The 16,090-nt window shown below is 62.6% G+C and carries 17 protein-coding genes and 1 tRNA gene; 13 read left to right on the forward strand and 5 right to left on the reverse strand.

What is annotated here, in order from left to right; all coding sequences use genetic code 11:
* Positions 1-7: 7 nt before the first annotated feature.
* A complete protein-coding gene (ychF, locus tag Q0O05_RS01355) occupies positions 8-1,099 on the reverse strand; it encodes a redox-regulated ATPase YchF (RefSeq protein WP_293660035.1) in 1,092 nt (363 codons plus the stop codon).
* A gap of 71 nt (positions 1,100-1,170) precedes the next feature.
* On the opposite strand from ychF, the gene Q0O05_RS01360 reads away from it, so the two are divergent.
* From Q0O05_RS01360 to Q0O05_RS01380, 5 genes are all read left to right on the forward strand, one after another.
* Entirely contained in the window at positions 1,171-2,301 is a 1,131-nt protein-coding gene (locus Q0O05_RS01360) for an FAD-dependent monooxygenase (RefSeq protein ID WP_293660036.1), read from the forward strand.
* Between the two features lie 60 nt (positions 2,302-2,361).
* Positions 2,362-3,090, forward strand: a complete 729-nt coding sequence (locus Q0O05_RS01365; protein WP_293660037.1) for a DsbC family protein — start codon at positions 2,362-2,364, stop codon at positions 3,088-3,090.
* Positions 3,077-4,921, forward strand: coding sequence for a peptidase M61 (locus Q0O05_RS01370; RefSeq protein ID WP_293660038.1), 1,845 nt, complete (start codon positions 3,077-3,079; stop codon positions 4,919-4,921). Before Q0O05_RS01365 ends, Q0O05_RS01370 begins: the two co-directional genes overlap by 14 nt.
* Positions 4,922-4,970: 49 nt before the next feature.
* Positions 4,971-5,750: an enoyl-CoA hydratase gene (locus Q0O05_RS01375; protein WP_293660039.1), complete on the forward strand. Its 780-nt coding sequence runs from the start codon at positions 4,971-4,973 to the stop codon at positions 5,748-5,750.
* A 24-nt stretch (positions 5,751-5,774) separates the two neighbouring features.
* Positions 5,775-5,851, forward strand: a tRNA-Met gene (locus Q0O05_RS01380).
* 89 nt (positions 5,852-5,940) lie between these two features.
* Here Q0O05_RS01380 and Q0O05_RS01385 read toward each other — a convergent pair.
* From Q0O05_RS01385 to Q0O05_RS01400, 4 genes are all read right to left on the reverse strand, one after another.
* The gene (locus tag Q0O05_RS01385) at positions 5,941-6,444 is read right to left on the reverse strand and encodes a type II toxin-antitoxin system YhaV family toxin (RefSeq protein ID WP_293660040.1); all 504 of its coding nucleotides are present in this window, start codon (positions 6,442-6,444) and stop codon (positions 5,941-5,943) included.
* Positions 6,441-6,770 carry a type II toxin-antitoxin system PrlF family antitoxin gene (locus Q0O05_RS01390; RefSeq protein WP_293660041.1) on the reverse strand — a complete coding sequence of 110 codons (330 nt, stop codon included), beginning with the start codon at positions 6,768-6,770 and terminating at the stop codon, positions 6,441-6,443. Before Q0O05_RS01390 ends, Q0O05_RS01385 begins: the two co-directional genes overlap by 4 nt.
* A gap of 179 nt (positions 6,771-6,949) precedes the next feature.
* On the reverse strand, positions 6,950-7,855 hold the full coding sequence (locus Q0O05_RS01395; RefSeq protein ID WP_293660042.1) for a phosphorothioated DNA-binding restriction endonuclease: 906 nt from the start codon (positions 7,853-7,855) through the stop codon (positions 6,950-6,952).
* The gene (locus Q0O05_RS01400; RefSeq protein ID WP_366519032.1) at positions 7,852-8,262 is read right to left on the reverse strand and encodes an HIT family protein; all 411 of its coding nucleotides are present in this window, start codon (positions 8,260-8,262) and stop codon (positions 7,852-7,854) included. Before Q0O05_RS01400 ends, Q0O05_RS01395 begins: the two co-directional genes overlap by 4 nt.
* 402 nt (positions 8,263-8,664) lie before the next feature.
* Between Q0O05_RS01400 and Q0O05_RS01405 the strand changes: the two genes are divergently transcribed.
* From Q0O05_RS01405 to miaB, 8 genes are all read left to right on the forward strand, one after another.
* Positions 8,665-8,910, forward strand: coding sequence for an AbrB/MazE/SpoVT family DNA-binding domain-containing protein (locus tag Q0O05_RS01405; protein WP_293660043.1), 246 nt, complete (start codon positions 8,665-8,667; stop codon positions 8,908-8,910).
* Complete coding sequence (locus Q0O05_RS01410) at positions 8,907-9,323, forward strand: PIN domain-containing protein (RefSeq protein WP_293660044.1); 417 nt, start codon at positions 8,907-8,909, stop codon at positions 9,321-9,323. The genes Q0O05_RS01405 and Q0O05_RS01410 overlap by 4 nt, the downstream gene beginning before the upstream one ends.
* 190 nt (positions 9,324-9,513) lie before the next feature.
* The gene (locus tag Q0O05_RS01415; protein ID WP_293660046.1) at positions 9,514-10,947 is read left to right on the forward strand and encodes a deoxyribodipyrimidine photo-lyase; all 1,434 of its coding nucleotides are present in this window, start codon (positions 9,514-9,516) and stop codon (positions 10,945-10,947) included.
* A gap of 178 nt (positions 10,948-11,125) precedes the next feature.
* Entirely contained in the window at positions 11,126-11,293 is a 168-nt protein-coding gene (locus Q0O05_RS01420) for a DUF2256 domain-containing protein (protein WP_293660047.1), read from the forward strand.
* Complete coding sequence (locus Q0O05_RS01425) at positions 11,286-12,875, forward strand: cryptochrome/photolyase family protein (RefSeq protein WP_293660048.1); 1,590 nt, start codon at positions 11,286-11,288, stop codon at positions 12,873-12,875. Before Q0O05_RS01420 ends, Q0O05_RS01425 begins: the two co-directional genes overlap by 8 nt.
* Positions 12,876-12,879: 4 nt before the next feature.
* Complete coding sequence (locus tag Q0O05_RS01430; protein ID WP_293660049.1) at positions 12,880-14,109, forward strand: FAD-binding domain-containing protein; 1,230 nt, start codon at positions 12,880-12,882, stop codon at positions 14,107-14,109.
* A 77-nt stretch (positions 14,110-14,186) separates the two neighbouring features.
* Complete coding sequence (locus Q0O05_RS01435; RefSeq protein WP_293660050.1) at positions 14,187-14,594, forward strand: hypothetical protein; 408 nt, start codon at positions 14,187-14,189, stop codon at positions 14,592-14,594.
* Positions 14,595-14,735: 141 nt separating this feature from the next.
* On the forward strand, positions 14,736-16,064 hold the full coding sequence (miaB, locus tag Q0O05_RS01440; RefSeq protein ID WP_293660052.1) for a tRNA (N6-isopentenyl adenosine(37)-C2)-methylthiotransferase MiaB: 1,329 nt from the start codon (positions 14,736-14,738) through the stop codon (positions 16,062-16,064).
* Positions 16,065-16,090 lie beyond the last annotated feature (26 nt).

The following is a 16,090-nucleotide window of genomic DNA, read 5'->3' on the forward strand; positions in this document are numbered from 1 at the left end:
ATTTGCGTTAGGAGCTGAACAGGAAGTTCATCACGTCGCCGTCCTTGACAACGTATTCCTTGCCTTCGGCGCGCATCTTGCCGGCGTCTTTGGCGCCTTGCTCGCCCTTGAAGCCAATGAAGTCTTCAAATGCAATGGTCTGCGCGCGGATGTAGCCCTTTTCGAAGTCGGTGTGAATCACGCCTGCAGCCTGCGGGCCGGTGTCGCCCACATGGATGGTCCAGGCGCGCACTTCTTTAACGCCGGCGGTGAAATAAGTTTGCAGGCCGAGCAAGGTGTAGGCCGAGCGGATCAGGCGGTTCAGGCCGGGCTCGGACTGGCCGAGCTCCTCGAGGAACATCTGCCGGTCCTCGTCGCTCATCTCCGACATTTCAGCTTCCAGCTTGGCGCAAATCGCAACCACCGGCGCGTTTTGCGCTTTGGCGAATTCATTCAGCCGGTCGAGCAGTGGGTTGTTCTCGAACCCGTTCTCCGACACGTTGGCCACAAACATGGCGGGCTTGGCGGTGATCAGGAAGAATTGTTTGAGCAAGGGCTGCTCCTCTTTGCTGAAGTCGAGCGTGCGCACCGGCTTGGCTTCGTTGAGCGCGGCCTGGCACTTCTCCAGAATGGCGACCAGTTTGATGGACTCTTTGTCGCCGGAGCGGGCCAGCTTGGTCACCCGGTGCAGTGCTTTCTCGACCGCGCCCAGGTCGGCCAGGCACAGCTCGGTCTGGATGACTTCAATGTCAGCAATCGGGTCCACCTTGCCGGCCACGTGAATCACGTTGTCGTCTTCAAAGCAGCGCACCACATTGATGGTTGCGTCGGTCTCGCGAATGTGTGCCAGGAATTTGTTGCCCAGCCCCTCGCCGGTGCTGGCGCCGGCCACCAGGCCCGCAATATCCACAAACTCCACAATGGCCGGAACCAGGCGCTCGGGCGTGACGATGTCGGCGAGCTGCTGCAGACGCGGGTCGGGCACTTCGACGACCCCCACATTGGGCTCGATGGTGCAAAACGGGTAGTTTTCTGCAGCAATGCCAGCCTTGGTCAAGGCGTTGAAAAGGGTACTTTTGCCCACATTGGGCAGGCCGACAATGCCGCACTTCAAACTCATAGATAACCTCAAGAAATCAGGGTTGCAAGTGTATGCCATGCCTATTCGGCACAGACTCCTACAATGCCCGCATGGCCCACACCTATGACATTTGTATCCGCGGCGCCGGCATCGTGGGGCGCACGCTGGCCTTGCATCTGGCTGCCAAGCGCTTGCGGGTTGCGCTGGCAGCCAACGCGGCAGACGGGGCCGAATCGGCGGCGGCTGATGTGCGTGCCTTTGCGCTAAACCCCCGGTCCCGCGCGCTGCTCGAAGCGGTGCGTTGCTGGCCCGCCGGAGACGCCGCCACCCCCGTTTTGCGCATGGCCGTGCAGTCCGACGCCAACTCCCAAGTGAACTTTGACGCTGCAGAGCAGGGCGTTGAGGCGCTGAACTGGATGGTGGACGTGCCGGCGCTGGATCAGCAGTTGGCCCAGGCCGTGCAGTTCCAACCCCTGATCACGGTGGCCGATGCGCCGCAGGCCGCCACACTGACGGTGGTCTGCGAAGGCCGCGCCAGCGCCACGCGCGCGGAGTTTGGCGTGGACTTCGAGTTGAGCCGCTATGCCCAGTGGGCCATTGCGGCGCGGGTGGAGAGCGAACTCCCCCACCAGCAAACCGCGCGGCAGTGGTTTCATGCGGGCGACATCACCGCGCTCTTGCCCCTGCAGGGACCGGAGGGCAAGCAACACGCGCTGGTCTGGTCAGTCAGCCCCGAGCGCGCGCGCCGGCTGCTGGATTGCCCCGAGATTGAATTCACCGAAGCCCTTGCCGCTGCCACGCAGTTTGCCGTGGGCCGGCTGCGGCTTTGCAGCCCGCGCGCCAGCTGGCCGCTGCAACACGCGGTTGCGCAGCGCTGGTGCGGCACCACGCACCTGGCCGGCGCGAACCGCACCTGGGCGCTGGCCGGAGACGCCGCCCACAACGTGCACCCGCTGGCAGGCCAAGGCCTGAACCTCGGTCTGGGCGATGTGGCCGAGCTGGTGCGTCTGATAGACACCCGCAGCTACTGGCGCGCGGTGGACGATATGCGCCTGCTGCGCCGCTACGAGCGCGCCCGCAAGGCGGAATTTGCGCTGGTGGGCGGCAGCGGCGACGCACTGCAACAGCTTTTTGCACACCCCCATGCGCTGGTGCAAACCGCCCGCAACTGGGGCCTGCGCGGCTTTGACCGCGTCGCCCCCCTCAAACACTGGGTGGCAAAGCGCGCCATGGGTATGTAAGGCCCTCACCGTTCATTGCCAACATCAGACCAACCAGTCCCCCACCGGAGCCCTTGACCCATGCATTACTTCCGCACGCTCAGTGCCGCCCTTGGCCTAGCCTTGGCCGCCTTCAGCACCGCCGCCCCCGCCCAAGAGTCCGCCATCCGCGATGCCATCTCTAAGCGCATGCCGCAACTCAAGGCGATTGACGAAGTGCGCGCGGCTCCCATCCCGGGCTTGTTTGAAATCCGGGTCAACGGCTCCGAAATTTATTACACCGACGCCAAGGGCAATTACCTGATTCAGGGCAGCATCTTCGAGACCAAGGGCCTGCGCAACCTGACCGAAGAGCGCATCAACAAGCTCACCGCCATCAAGTTCGATAGCCTGCCGATCAAAGACGCCCTCACCATCGTGCGGGGCAACGGCGCGCGCAAGCTGGCGGTGTTTCAGGATCCCAACTGCGGCTACTGCAAGCGTTTCGAGCGCGACCTGCAAAAGGTGGACAACGTGACCATCTATATGTTCCTCTACCCCATCCTCGGGCAAGACTCCGCCGACAAGTCCAAGGCCATCTGGTGCGCCAAAGACAAGGTACAGGCCTGGCAGGACTGGATGCTGCGCGACCAGCCCGCCCCCACTGCTGCGGCCATGTGCGACACCAGCCCGCTGGTCCGTAATGTCGAATTCGGCAAGTCCTTCCGCATCCAGGGCACGCCGACCCTGTTTTTTGAAGACGGCAGCCGCATCCCCGGCGCCATCGATGCGCAGCAAGTAGAGAAGCAGCTTAAAGATGCCAAGGGCTAAAGCGCCCCGCACCGCACGCTTGGGCGCGGTGCACTACCGCATCGAGGCGGGTAACCTGCACGGCCACCTGTTCAAGGTGTGCATGACGGTGGCAGAACCGGTGCCCGACCAGGTGCTGCGCCTGCCGGTCTGGATTCCGGGCAGCTACCTGCTGCGCGAATTTGCCAAGCACCTCCAAAACCTCAGCTGCCGGCAAGGCGGCAAACGCCTTGTCGTGGCGCAGCTGGACAAAGCCAGCTGGCAGGCCCGTTGCCGCCCGGGGGTGCCGCTGGAGGTGGAATACGAGGTGTACGCCTTTGACGCCTCGGTGCGTACCGCCTGGCTGGACGCGCAGCGCGGTTTTTTTAACGGCACCAGCCTGTGTTTACAGGTGCCCGAGGCGGCCGAATTACCGCACACCATGAGCATCCCGCCGCTAGCGGGCACACACGACTGGCAGCTGGCTACCGGGCTGGAGCCGGTTGACACCGACGCGGCGGGTTTCGGCCTCTATCGCGCGGATGACTACGACACGCTGGTGGATTGCCCGGTGGAGATGGGCCCGTTCTGGAGTGGTGGTTTTGAGGTGTTCGGCGTGCCCCACCGGATGGTGGTCGCCGGCGCACCGCCGAGTTTTGACGGCGAACAGTTGCTGACAGACACCCGCGCCATTTGCGAAACCGAGATGCGATTTTGGCACGGCGAAGCCAATAATCGCTCACAAAAAGAGAGCGCCCCGCGCAATAAGGACGAGCTCCAGGGCCCGATTCCATTCAAAAATTACATCTTCATGCTGGCTATGGTTCACGACGGCTATGGCGGGCTGGAGCATAAAAACTCCACCGCCCTGATTGCCAACCGCAAAGACCTGCCCCGCAGCACGCTGGCCCCCACCACCCACAAGCAGCCCGAGGGCTACACCACGCTGCTGGGCCTGATCAGCCACGAATACTTTCATACCTGGAACGTCAAGCGCCTGCGTCCCGCCGAGCTGGCTGCCTACGACTACAGCCGCGAGAACTACACCCGGCTGCTTTGGTTCTTTGAAGGCTTCACCAGCTACTACGACGACCTGCTACTGCGCCGCGCCAAGCGCATCGACAACGCGACCTACCTCAAGCTGCTCACCAAGACCATCAACCAGGTGCAGCAGACGCCGGGGCGCCTGGTGCAAAGCGTGGCCCAAAGCAGTTTTGACGCCTGGGTGAAGTACTACCGGCAGGACGAAAACACCGCCAACGCTACAGTGAGCTACTACACCAAAGGCGCGCTGGTCGGCCTGTGCCTGGATCTCACCCTGCGCGCCGAGGGCCGCACCACGCTGGACGCGGTCATGCGCGGCCTCTGGAAGCGCTGCGAGGGCGGCCCGATGGCTGAGGCGGACCTGTTGGCCGTGCTGCAGGAACTCGGCGGCCGATCTTTTGCCGGCGAACTGGCCCGCTGGGTGCACAGCACCAAGGAGCTGCCAGTTGCCGAGTTGCTGGAGCAGCATGGCGTGCAGGTTAACCGCGAGCCCGACCAGATCGCTCAGCAGCTCGGATTGCGCGTCAAAGAGTCCGGCGGGGTTTTTATTCATCAGGTGCTGCGCGGCGGCGCTGCCGAAAAAGCCGGATTTGCCGCCGGCGACGAATGGATTTCGGTGCAAACCGCGGGCGAGCCGGCCGCCTGGCGCATGCAAACGCTCGACGACCTCACGCTCTACACCGGCAAAGCCAAGAAACTCGGCGCGCTGGTGGCGCGCGACAAGCGCCTGATGACGCTGAACCTCACCCTGCCCGCGGCCACCCAGGCGGTGCGTCTGTCGGCGCGCGATGCCGCGGCGGTTAACCGCTGGCTGGACGACGCAACCTGACGCACCCGCTTGGGGCCAATTCAAAAAAACCACGTAAAGGAGAACCCGTATGAGCTACGAATGTATTACCACCCGCATCGAGGCCGAACAAGTCGGCGTCATCACCCTCAACCGCCCCAAACAGCTCAACGCCCTGAACGGCCAGCTGATGGACGAGCTGGGCGCCGCCCTGCTGGCCTTTGACGCCGACCCGGCCATCGGCTGCATGGTGATTACCGGCAGCGAAAAAGCCTTTGCCGCTGGCGCAGACATCACCGCCATGGCCAGCCTGAGCTTTGCCGACGCTTTCAAGGGCGACTTCATCACCCGCAACTGGGAAACCATCCGCTCGGTGCGCAAGCCGGTTATCGCGGCGGTCAGCGGCTTTGCGCTGGGCGGCGGCTGTGAGCTGGCCATGATGTGCGACTTCATCATCGCCGCCGATAACGCCAAATTCGGCCAACCCGAAATCAAGCTGGGCATCATCCCCGGCGCCGGCGGCACCCAGCGCCTGCCGCGCGCGGTCGGCAAGTCCAAGGCCATGGACATGGCCCTGACCGCCCGCATGATGGACGCCGCCGAGGCCGAGCGCGCCGGCCTGGTGAGCCGAGTGGTGCCGCTGGACAAGCTCCAGGAAGAGGCCTTGGGCGCCGCCCTGCAAATCTGCGCCTTCTCGCAGGTGGCGGTGATGGCGGCCAAGGAGTCGGTAAACCGCGCGTTCGAGGGTAGCTTGAGCGAAGGCGTCGCTTTCGAGCGCCGCATGTTCCACGCGCTGTTCGCCACCGAGGACCAAAAAGAAGGCATGGACGCCTTCTTCAACAAGCGCCCCGCCGTCTTCAAACACCGCTGATTCCCGTCTATAATGCCCGTCTTCGGTCGTATAGCTCAGTTGGTTAGAGCGCAGCATTCATAATGCTGATGTCGGTGGTTCAAGTCCACCTACGACCACCAAACCTAAAAACCCGCAGCGCGCAAGCTCTGCGGGTTTTTTCTTGGGCCGACCAGTACAAGCATTGTTGCCGACAAGACTCACGTCCTAGTCAGGGGGCAAGCACCGCTGGTTGGGTTAGCCGGTCGCTCTTGGTACGTGCCTCGGCCAGTAGCTGATTCCAATCGTCCGGAGGATGCCCACTCTCCAGCATCTTGCGGAATACACGATAGGCATCGTCGCTGCTCTCGTAGGCGCGTTTGGTGCCCTCATCGTTCACCCACGCGTAAACGATCACTTTGCTGGGCGCGTGATAGCGGAAGAACAGCCGGTATTGCTGAAAGAACTTGGCACGAAACCAATGTTTGTGGTGGGCGCCCAGCGTGTTTCCTTGCCGGTATTCGGCTCGCGACGGATCTTGTGGGATCACATCAAACGCTAGCTTGGCAATCGCGGCCAGTCGTTTGGAGACATTCTTCTTTGTGAATTCGACCGGGTCTTTGTGCTTTAACGCCTCCACCTGCAGTGTGAGTGCTTCAAACTCGTCGAGAAACAGGGGGTGTGCGAAGACTGTCCAACCATTGACCACCAAGGGAATGTGATTCCCTCCGCTCATTCATCGTCTGCCGATAGAGCGGCATTGAGATCGATGTCGATATCGCCCACCAGCGAATGGATATGTTGTGCGAGATTGGCGTCGATGGCCTGAATCCGTTCGGGGTGTTTGGCAATGTCACCGGATAGAAAGTGCAAAAACTGACCGAGTAAAGGATCGTCACTCTCGGCAATTTCCGCACGAGAGAGAACGACCTCGCCGCCGGGACGGATCACGTAGTGAATCTTGTCTCGCTTGCCCAACCCCAAGGCTCGGCGAACTGTTTCCGGCACTGTTGTCTGGTAGCGGTCGGTCAGAGTGGATTCGACTTCAAGGGTAGCAGCCATAGCGCGCTCCGATTAAATAAATGTTAGTCGGCATGGTAATGCAGTAGCCTTGTCTTGACAATGCATTGCCATCCAGCGCTAGGTTCCAAGGCGGCCAGAATCGGCGGACGTCGCCGTCGCCAAAAAGACACCGCCCCCATGCCTGAAGAGACCCTGTAGATGCCGGCAAAGTTCGCCCGTCAACCGCCCCGCTCCGGGCTTTTGAATACCTGCCTGGCGTGCCAATCCAGATTGATCGGGTGGGGCAGGTACTCTCTAGCTTGCGGCAGGATCAGGCCAGCGCCGTGGTACGCCAGCATGCGGTGCGATGCCGCTTCGCTCCCGTTAAGGTGCTGGCTGAAAACCATCTGGTAGGTCTCCGGCAAGATCTTGAATGCACCCAGGTCAAACACCTTATGGTGAAGCGAACACATAGCAATTCCGTTCGATACATCGTCCGGGCCCTTGGCCTGAAACCACTTGATATGTGCCGCCTCCAAACCGATGGACTGCTGCCCGAGGCGCAGGTCGTGTCCGCACACCGCACAGCGGTATTGGTAGGCCAGCAGCACTTTGGCCCGAAAGGCAGGATCACGTCTGCGCTGCGGATCCTTTGGTGTGCCCATGGACTCGGTTTGTGCCAGGCCCACCGCATCCAACACATCGCCTCGAATGCTTTCCGGAAAATGCGCATCCACAATGCGTTGCGCCGCGATGCCGACTAGCTCAGGATCAGCCTTCAGCGCTTTGTAAATGGGCATGGTGAAGCCGCCCCGAACATGGTTCTGCCGCAACTCGGTCAAAGTTGGTGTTGCACCCGCGGGGCGTTTAAGGATCTCCGGGGGGCCATCCAACTGCCAAAGTCCATCGGTTTGCAGATGCCAGAACGGGTAATGCCGCGTGGTCGCGGAACCATCCGGCCCGAACTCTTCGAGCAGATTTTTCAAAAGGGGCTCAGCATCGTTCCAATCCATCGTTTGTGAAGTAGCATCGTTCACGCGGGACAACGCCAACAGCACCAAAAGCGGCTCGTGCACGGCCCTCCTATCGCCATTTGTCCAGACGCGAATGGAGTTAAACGCTGAAAGTACTTCTTCTCGAGTCATGGCCAGTATTTCGCCTTGCCCGGAATCACCCACCGCACCCCACCCCTGGGGTCTGGCAAATCCCCTTCAAAACGGGGAATCAGATGCACATGCAAATGCGGCACGGTCTGCCCGGCAGCCGCACCGTCATTGATGCCAATGTTGTAGCCATGCGGGTGAAATTCTTGGTCCAACACCAACTTGGCCCGGTCAAGCAGAGAAAACAGGTCGGTACGTTCCTGTTGCGACAGGTCGAAAAATGAACCCGTGTGCCGCTTCGGTAACAACAGGGTGTGACCCGGTGACACGGGATACCCGTCACGGATAACGATGGCCATCGCGTTTTCATCAATCACCCGCGCTGAAGGCAAGGTGCAAAACGCACAAGACTTGAGGCTATTTTCTGTCATGCCTCTCATCATAGACATCGCACGTACCAAGACCGGGCGGCTGACCCTACCAGCGGTGCTTGACCCCTGACTAAGGCGTGGGGCTTGCCAGCAACAAGGCTTGTGAAAGGTTAGGGGCCGACGGGGGCCAGGCCTCTGGGGAACCCGACCCCTGCCCGCTCAACTCGAATCCAGTCCGAAACAGAAGTCGGCCCGGAAGAATCTGGTGGCGCTAAAGGCCTAACTGTCAATCCTGGCAGCGCGTCCGTGCGCACGGTTTCAGCCGCACCCTGTGCCGCGCAGCTCACGACGTTCGCTATGAAAATAGTAGCTGCTCGCGCACACAAGACATAGGCTAGCGGCTGATTTCGCTTGAAAATTGTGTCCGAGCTCACGGCGCAATATACTTATTGCTATGTATATCTAAAGCGGGGTTTCATCATGCAAGTTGCCAAATGGGGAAATAGTCTGGCGGTGCGGCTGCCTGTTTCGCTGGTGCAGGAGCTGGGCATTGCCGATGGGGATGAGTTGGTGTTGCAACCGGCACCCCGGCAAGCGGAGCAGCCGGCCAGTGTCACCGTGACCCGCCTGCCCAGCAAGTTGGAGCGCTTGCGGGCGGTGCGCCACTTGCGAGGGTCCTGGGGCGCAGACTTTGCCTCTGACCGTGACGAGGCCAACGCACGGTGAAGGCGTTTATTGACACCAACGTGCTCATTTATTGGGTAGACGACAGTGAGCGCGCCGATGTGGTGGAGCAGTTGCTGGCCCAGCACGCCGTTATCAGCGTGCAGGTGCTCAATGAGTTTGCCAATGTGCTGCGCAGGAAGCGCGCTATGGCGCTGCCAGATGTTGAGGCTCTTTGCAGCACCTTGATTGACACCTGCGATGTGATCGATTTAAGCGTTCGCACCCACCAAACGGCCCTGACCTTGATGGATCGCTATAGCTTGTCGGTGTATGACGCCAATATCGTTGCATCTGCCGTACTAAGTGATTGCGCCGTTTTATATACAGAGGACCTGCAAGACGGGCTCAACGTCAAAGTACCCGGGCCGGCAAGCTCCAACGCGCTGGTGATTCGCAACCCGTTTAGGGTTTGAGCAAGACTTCCACAGTTGCCACCAGCCACGAAAAACCAGCCCAAAACCGTCAACTGGGGGACGAGCCCGACGACGGGCAAAAACCCTGACGAGCACTTGGAATAGCACCAAGGCCGACTGCAAATCACCATCCCGAGGGTTTTGGGACTCCAGCCTGCAGGGGTGGGGTTCGCTTGCTAGAGTCCCCGCAATGTCTTTTCACCCTTTCTCTACCCGAGCGGTAGTGTGGTTCAAGCGCGACCTGCGGGTGCACGACCATGCGCCGCTGGTTGCGGCCTTGTCGCACACCGATGCAATCGGCTTGTTCGTGGTCGAGCCCGAGTGGCTGAATAGCCCGGAGTGCGATGCCAGCCATGTGGACTTTGCGCTGGCCTGTGTGGCCGAGCTGCGCGAGGCCCTGGCCGCGCGCGGTCTGCCGCTCGTGGTGCGCGTGGGCACGATGCTCGAGGTGCTGACGCAGCTGCACAACGAGCTTGCCTTTACCCATTTGCTCAGCCACGAAGAAACCGGCACCGGCTGGTCGTACACGCGCGATGTTGCGGTTGGGCGCTGGTGCCGGGGGCAACAGGTGGTGTGGCAGGAGTTCACCCAAACCGGCGTTGTGCGGCGCATGCGCAGCCGCAGCGGCTGGGCCGGACGCTGGCAGGCCCGCATGGAGACACCGCTCCAGCTCCTGCACGCCGAGTTCACGCCAGCCACCAGCATCGCCCAAGGCGACCTGCCCACCTTAGGCTCGCTGGGCCTGCAAGCCCACCACAAAACATTGCAGCCAGCCGGCGAACGCGCTGCCCGCCGCACCCTGAAAAGTTTTCTACAGGAGCGCGCTTACGACTACCGCAAGGCGCTATCCAGTCCCTTGAGCGCCTCAGAGGGCTGCAGCCGCCTGAGCCCGCATCTGGCCTTTGGCACGCTCTCATTGCGCACGGTTCACCAAGCCACCGAAGTTGCCATTGCCAACACCCCGGACCGCACCATGGCCTATGGCCTGCGCGGCTTTGCGGGGCGGCTGCGCTGGCACTGCCACTTCATGCAAAAGCTCGAGGACGAGCCGGACATCGAGTTTCATAACTTTGCCCGGGCGTGCGACGGCCTGCGCGAAGAAGCGTTCAACCCGGACCACTTTGCGGCCTGGTGCGAGGGCCGCACCGGCTACCCGATGGTGGACGCCTGCATGCGCTCGCTGCGCGCCACCGGCTGGCTCAACTTCCGGATGCGCGCCATGCTGGTGAGTTTCGCGAGCTACCAGCTGTGGCTGCATTGGCGTGAGCCGGGCCTGTTTCTGGCGCGTCAGTTTCTGGACTTTGAGCCCGGCATCCACTGGAGCCAGATGCAAATGCAAAGCGGCACCACCGGCATCAACACCCTGCGAATGTATTCCCCCACCAAGCAGGCCCAGGACCAGGATCCGCAAGGGGTTTTCATCCGCCGCTGGGTGTCCGAACTCTCCAAGGTGCCGCTGCCCTACCTGGCCGAGCCGTGGAAGATGGACATCAGCGTGCAGCGCATGGCGGGATGCCTGATCGGGCACGACTACCCGGCTCCGGTGGTGGACGACAAGGCGGCCATGAAGGCCGCCAAAGACCGCCTTTACGGCCTGCGCGAAACGAAGCAAGCCCGCGCCTAGGCCGGCGAGGTTCTGGCGCGCCACGGCTCGCGCAAAAGCGGGCTTCCGCCCACAGGCCAGACCCGCGGCAGCAGCCGCACCACCCAGCGCACCCCACCTCGAACCACTCACCGCAAGAGCGTGACACCGCCCGGTCCCTCGCCTCAAGGCGACTTATTTAGCTAGGCCCGCCACCCCGATGAAAAATGACTTCAAAGGCAACAAGCAATTCCTGCCCAGCAAACTGTGCGCGGTCTGCGGCCGGACCATGACCTGGCGCCGGGCCTGGGCCAAAAACTGGGAATCGGTGCTGTATTGCTCCGACGCCTGCCGGGCCAAAAAGTCCGGGGGCAAGCCGCATGCGTGAGACCCCTGCTGGAATTGCCGCCACGCTACCGGCGCAGGTGCGTCATCTGGTCATCGTGCTGGGCGACCAGCTGGACCTGCAATCCACCGCCTTGCAGGATTTCGACCCGACGCGCGATGTGGTGTGGATGGCAGAGGTGCGTGAGGAGTCGACCCATGTGGGGTCTGCCAAGCAACGCATTGCCGTTTTTTTGAGTGCCATGCGGCACTTTTGGGCAGCGCTGCAAGGCATGGGATATCCCGTCAGCTACACCCGGCTTGAGGACGCGGACAACCCGGGCACTCTGGCCTTGCAGCTGCGCCAGAGCATTGCCCGGCTGCAGCCCGCCGCGCTGGTGATGACCGCGCCCGGCGACTGGCGGGTGCTGCGCGATGTACGGGCGGTGGCAGCGCAGCAGCAGCTCCCGTTGGACATTCGAGACGACGCGCACTTTTACAGCACGGTGCGCGATTTCGCAGCCTACGCTGAGGGGCGAAAGCAATTGCGCCTCGAATACTGGTACCGCGCGCTGCGGCAAAAGCATGGCATCCTGATGGACGGCGATGCGCCCTGCGGCGGGCAGTGGAACTTTGACGCGGACAACCGCGAGTCCTTTGGCAAGGCGGGCCCGCAGAACCTGCCGGCACCCACCCGATTTGCGCCGGATGCTGTCACGCAGGAGGTCATGGCGCTGGTTCAGACACGGTTCGCAGACCATCCGGGGCGGCTGGACACCTTCGGCTGGCCGGTCACCCGGGCGCAGGCCCTGGAAGCGCTGCAGGCGTTCATCACCCAGCGCCTGCCGCTGTTCGGCAAATACGAAGACGCCATCTGGGCGGGAGAAGCTTGGCTCTACCACTCCCACCTGAGCTGCGCGCTCAACCTCAAACTGCTGAACCCGCGGGAGGTGCTGCAGGCCGCCGAAGCCGCCTACCGGCAAGGCCACGCACCCTTAGCGGCGGTGGAAGGGTTTGTGCGGCAGATTCTGGGCTGGCGCGAATATGTGCGCGGGATTTACTGGACCCAGATGCCCGACTACCTGCAGCTGAACGCGCTGGACGCGCAGGCCGAGTTGCCGGCGTGGTACTGGAGCGGCGAGACCGACATGGCCTGCCTGCGCGACGCCATCACCCAAACGCTAGAGCACGGCTACGCCCACCACATCCAGCGCCTGATGGTGACCGGGCTCTATGCCCTGCTGCTGGGCGCGAAGCCCCAGGCGGTGCATGCCTGGTATCTGGCGGTGTATGTGGACGCTGTGGAGTGGGTGGAGCTGCCCAACACGCTGGGCATGAGCCAGTTCGGCGACGGCGGCCTGATGGCCAGCAAGCCTTATGTGGCCAGCGGCAAATACATCCACCGCATGAGCAACCACTGCAAGGGCTGCCGCTTTGACCCCGCCCAATCCACCGGCGAGCGCGCCTGCCCGTTCACAACGCTCTACTGGGACTTTCTGGCACGCCACGAGCCCCTGCTGAAGAAAAACCCCCGCATGGCCATGCAGCTCAAAAACCTGGGGCGGCTGGATGCACCAGCCCGCGACGCCATTGCCGCGCAGGCCGCAGCACACCGCGCCGCCCAAGCCAACACGGCAAAGCCATAACGCCATGACGAAATTCATTCCCACCCGCGACGCCGCCTTAGCACGACTGGCCGCCATCGACCCCGCGGCCTACGCCACAACCCGCAATGACCTGAACGGCGCAGTCACCCGCCTCTCGCCCTACCTCAGCCACGGCCTGCTGAGCCTGCGCGAGGCCTACACCGCAGTGCACGCCCGCCACCCCTTGGAGCCGCAACACAAGCTGGTGTTCGAGCTGGGCTGGCGAGCGTATTACCGGCACGTGTGGGCCCACCGGGGGGACGGCATTTTGCAGTCGCTGCACGCGGGCCCGCTGCCCGAAGATGCCTATTCCCGAGCCATGCCCGCCGACGTGCTGGAAGCCCGCACCGGCATACCCGTCATCGACATGGGCGTGCGCTGCCTGTATGCCACCGGCTACCTGCACAACCACGCGCGTATGTGGCTGGCCAGCTACCTGGTGCACCTGAGAAAGGTGCATTGGCGTGCGGGCGCCGACTGGATGCTGGCCCACCTGCTCGATGGCGATGTGGCCAGTAACAGCCTGAGCTGGCAGTGGGTGGCGGGTACCGGCAGCGTCAAACCCTATGTATTCAACGCCGGCAACGTGGCCAAGTACGCGCCCGAGCCGTGGCACAGCTTTGGCACCGTGCTGGACACCAGCTACGAAGCGCTAAACGCCATGGCCTGTGCGCCGGATGCGTTCGCGCCGGAGCGGGGGGCAGATGCCGGCGCGGCGGCAGGCGCACCCCCACTTCACAACAATCTTCACACCAGCCCCCTCACTTGTGACCCCACCACTGCGCAGGCCTGGCAAGGCCCCGAGGCAGCAGACGCAGAAACCCTGCGCGAGCGGGATGTCTGGCTGCACCATCCGTGGGCCCTTGCCGCAGAACCCGCCATCGCGCCAGCCGGCGCGGTGCATGTAGGGGCCGGTTTCGCCGATTGCCACGCAGCCTTCCCCTGGAGCGCGCAACGCTGGCAGTTTGTAACCCAAGGTTTGCAGGCCACCACTGCTCAGCGCTGGTGGGGCAGCCCAGAGGCCATGGCGCACGCCCTGCGCTTTGCGCGCTCGGTGCAATGGCACCCCGACCCCCATGCTGATGCAGCCTTGGCGCAGCTCGGCCAATGCCTGCGCCAGACCGCGCCAGCCATAGCCCACGGGGCGCAGGAAATACCGGCCCTGTTTGCGGCGGTAGAGCCACTCTGCCCCAGCTTCGCGGGCTGGTGGAAGCGGACCCATCTGCTGGCCTGAGCTTGCGGATGGGGTTTTGGGGCGCAGGTAGCCGCCCGTACAATGCGCGCTCCCTCCACAGCCTCTGGATACACACCATGAACCGCTGCAATTTTTGGGGCCGCACCCTTGGCGCGGCCGCAGGCGCCTTGGCGCTGAGCTGCCTGGCCCAGATCGCCACAGCGCAAACCGGCCCCACCCGCCAGAACGTCACCGCAGACGACGGCACCGTGCTGGCACTGCGCACCTTTCCCGCCAATGCGGTGCGCGGCACCCTCGAAGTTCAAACGCCGCCGGAGGTGTTGCTCGACGACAAGACCGACCGCCTTTCGCCCGGCTCGCGCATCCGCGGGCCCAATGGCATGCTGGTGCTGTCGGCCACGCTGGCAGGACAGAAGCTGCCGGTGGTTTACCTGCGCGAACCCGGCGGCATGGTGCACGAGGTATGGGTGCTCACCGAGCCGGAGGCCCAGCGAATGCCCATCAAGCCTTCCTACTCCCGCTGAGCCAATTTCCTGCCGGCGCATCGCGGATAGCTTGCCGGTACGGCGTTGGCCGAAGCGGCTGTTTTTAGCACCAAATATGCGTTTCACCCTCACCGGATATGCGCAAGCAGCTCCTTAATTCATAGCACCACAGATTTCATCATGTCCAAAAAAGTCTTTATCAAAACCTTCGGCTGCCAGATGAACGAGTACGACTCGGACAAGATGGCCGACGTGCTGGGCGCCGCCCAAGGCTATGAACCCACCGACGATGTCGAGCAGGCCGACCTGATTCTGTTCAACACCTGCTCGGTGCGCGAGAAGGCGCAGGAGAAAGTGTTCAGCGACCTGGGGCGCATCAAACACCTCAAGGCCCGGGGCGTGCAAATCGGCGTGGGCGGCTGCGTGGCCAGCCAGGAGGGCGCAGAAATCATTAAGCGCGCGCCCTATGTGGACGTGGTGTTCGGCCCGCAAACCCTGCACCGACTGCCGGAGCTGCTTAATGCCCGGGTCGCGCTGGACAAGCCGCAGGTCGACATCAGCTTTCCTGAAATCGAGAAGTTCGATCACCTGCCACCCGCCAAGGTAGACGGCGCATCCGCCTTTGTGAGCATCATGGAAGGCTGCAACAAATACTGCAGCTACTGCGTGGTGCCCTACACCCGTGGCACCGAAATCAACCGGCCTTTTGAAGACGTCTTGGTAGAGATTGCCGGCCTGGCCGACCAGGGCGTGAAGGAAGTGAACCTGCTGGGCCAGAACGTGAACGCCTGGCGGCACGCGATGGGAGACTCGGGCGAGATGGCCGACTTTGCCACCCTGCTCGAATACGTGAGCGACATCCCCGGCATCGAGCGGATCCGCTACACCACCAGCCACCCCAACGAATTCACGCCCAGCCTGATTGCCGCGTACGAAAAGTTGCCCAAACTGGTGAGCCACCTGCACCTGCCGGTGCAACACGGCAGCGACAAAATTTTGATGGCGATGAAGCGCGGCTACACCGCCATGGAATACAAGAGCACCATCCGCAAGCTGCGCGCTATCCGCCCCGACATGAGCATCAGCTCGGACTTCATCGTCGGCTTTCCGGGCGAGACCGACGACGACCACGCCAAGATGATGAAACTCATTGCCGACATCGGCTTTGACAACTCATTCAGCTTCATCTTCAGCCCCCGACCCGGCACACCCGCCGCCAACCTGCACGATGACACCCCCCACGAAGTGAAACTGGCCCGCCTGCAAGAGCTGCAAGCCGCCATTAACGCCAACATTGCCACCATCAGCAACCAGCGCCTGGGCACGGTGCAACGCATTCTGGTGGAAGGCCCCTCCAAGCGCGACAACGGCGAGCTCATGGGCCGCACCGAATGCAACCGCGTCGTCAACTTTGCCGGCCAACCGCGCCTGGTGGGGCAGCTGGTGGACGTGACGATCACCGAGACGCGCAGCTACACCTTGAGGGGTGAGGTTTGCATGGCAGGGTAAATCGGTTGAAAAAATGTCTGCTGAAA

The sequence above is a fragment of the Rhodoferax sp. OV413 genome (assembly GCF_945881795.1).
Classification (GTDB): Bacteria; Pseudomonadota; Gammaproteobacteria; order Burkholderiales; family Burkholderiaceae_C; genus Allorhodoferax.

Bases quoted from the DNA above. Each gene is read 5' to 3' on its own strand.
- ychF (WP_293660035.1), bottom strand. From the start codon at position 1,099: ATGAGTTTGAAGTGCGGCATTGTCGGCCTGCCCAATGTGGGCAAAAGT.
- Q0O05_RS01360 (WP_293660036.1), top strand. From the start codon at position 1,171: ATGGCCCACACCTATGACATTTGTATCCGCGGCGCCGGCATCGTGGGG.
- Q0O05_RS01365 (WP_293660037.1), top strand. From the start codon at position 2,362: ATGCATTACTTCCGCACGCTCAGTGCCGCCCTTGGCCTAGCCTTGGCC.
- Q0O05_RS01370 (WP_293660038.1), top strand. From the start codon at position 3,077: ATGCCAAGGGCTAAAGCGCCCCGCACCGCACGCTTGGGCGCGGTGCAC.
- Q0O05_RS01375 (WP_293660039.1), top strand. From the start codon at position 4,971: ATGAGCTACGAATGTATTACCACCCGCATCGAGGCCGAACAAGTCGGC.
- Q0O05_RS01385 (WP_293660040.1), bottom strand. From the start codon at position 6,444: ATGAGCGGAGGGAATCACATTCCCTTGGTGGTCAATGGTTGGACAGTC.
- Q0O05_RS01390 (WP_293660041.1), bottom strand. From the start codon at position 6,770: ATGGCTGCTACCCTTGAAGTCGAATCCACTCTGACCGACCGCTACCAG.
- Q0O05_RS01395 (WP_293660042.1), bottom strand. From the start codon at position 7,855: ATGACTCGAGAAGAAGTACTTTCAGCGTTTAACTCCATTCGCGTCTGG.
- Q0O05_RS01400 (WP_366519032.1), bottom strand. From the start codon at position 8,262: ATGTCTATGATGAGAGGCATGACAGAAAATAGCCTCAAGTCTTGTGCG.
- Q0O05_RS01405 (WP_293660043.1), top strand. From the start codon at position 8,665: ATGCAAGTTGCCAAATGGGGAAATAGTCTGGCGGTGCGGCTGCCTGTT.
- Q0O05_RS01415 (WP_293660046.1), top strand. From the start codon at position 9,514: ATGTCTTTTCACCCTTTCTCTACCCGAGCGGTAGTGTGGTTCAAGCGC.
- Q0O05_RS01420 (WP_293660047.1), top strand. From the start codon at position 11,126: ATGAAAAATGACTTCAAAGGCAACAAGCAATTCCTGCCCAGCAAACTG.
- Q0O05_RS01425 (WP_293660048.1), top strand. From the start codon at position 11,286: ATGCGTGAGACCCCTGCTGGAATTGCCGCCACGCTACCGGCGCAGGTG.
- Q0O05_RS01430 (WP_293660049.1), top strand. From the start codon at position 12,880: ATGACGAAATTCATTCCCACCCGCGACGCCGCCTTAGCACGACTGGCC.
- Q0O05_RS01435 (WP_293660050.1), top strand. From the start codon at position 14,187: ATGAACCGCTGCAATTTTTGGGGCCGCACCCTTGGCGCGGCCGCAGGC.
- miaB (WP_293660052.1), top strand. From the start codon at position 14,736: ATGTCCAAAAAAGTCTTTATCAAAACCTTCGGCTGCCAGATGAACGAG.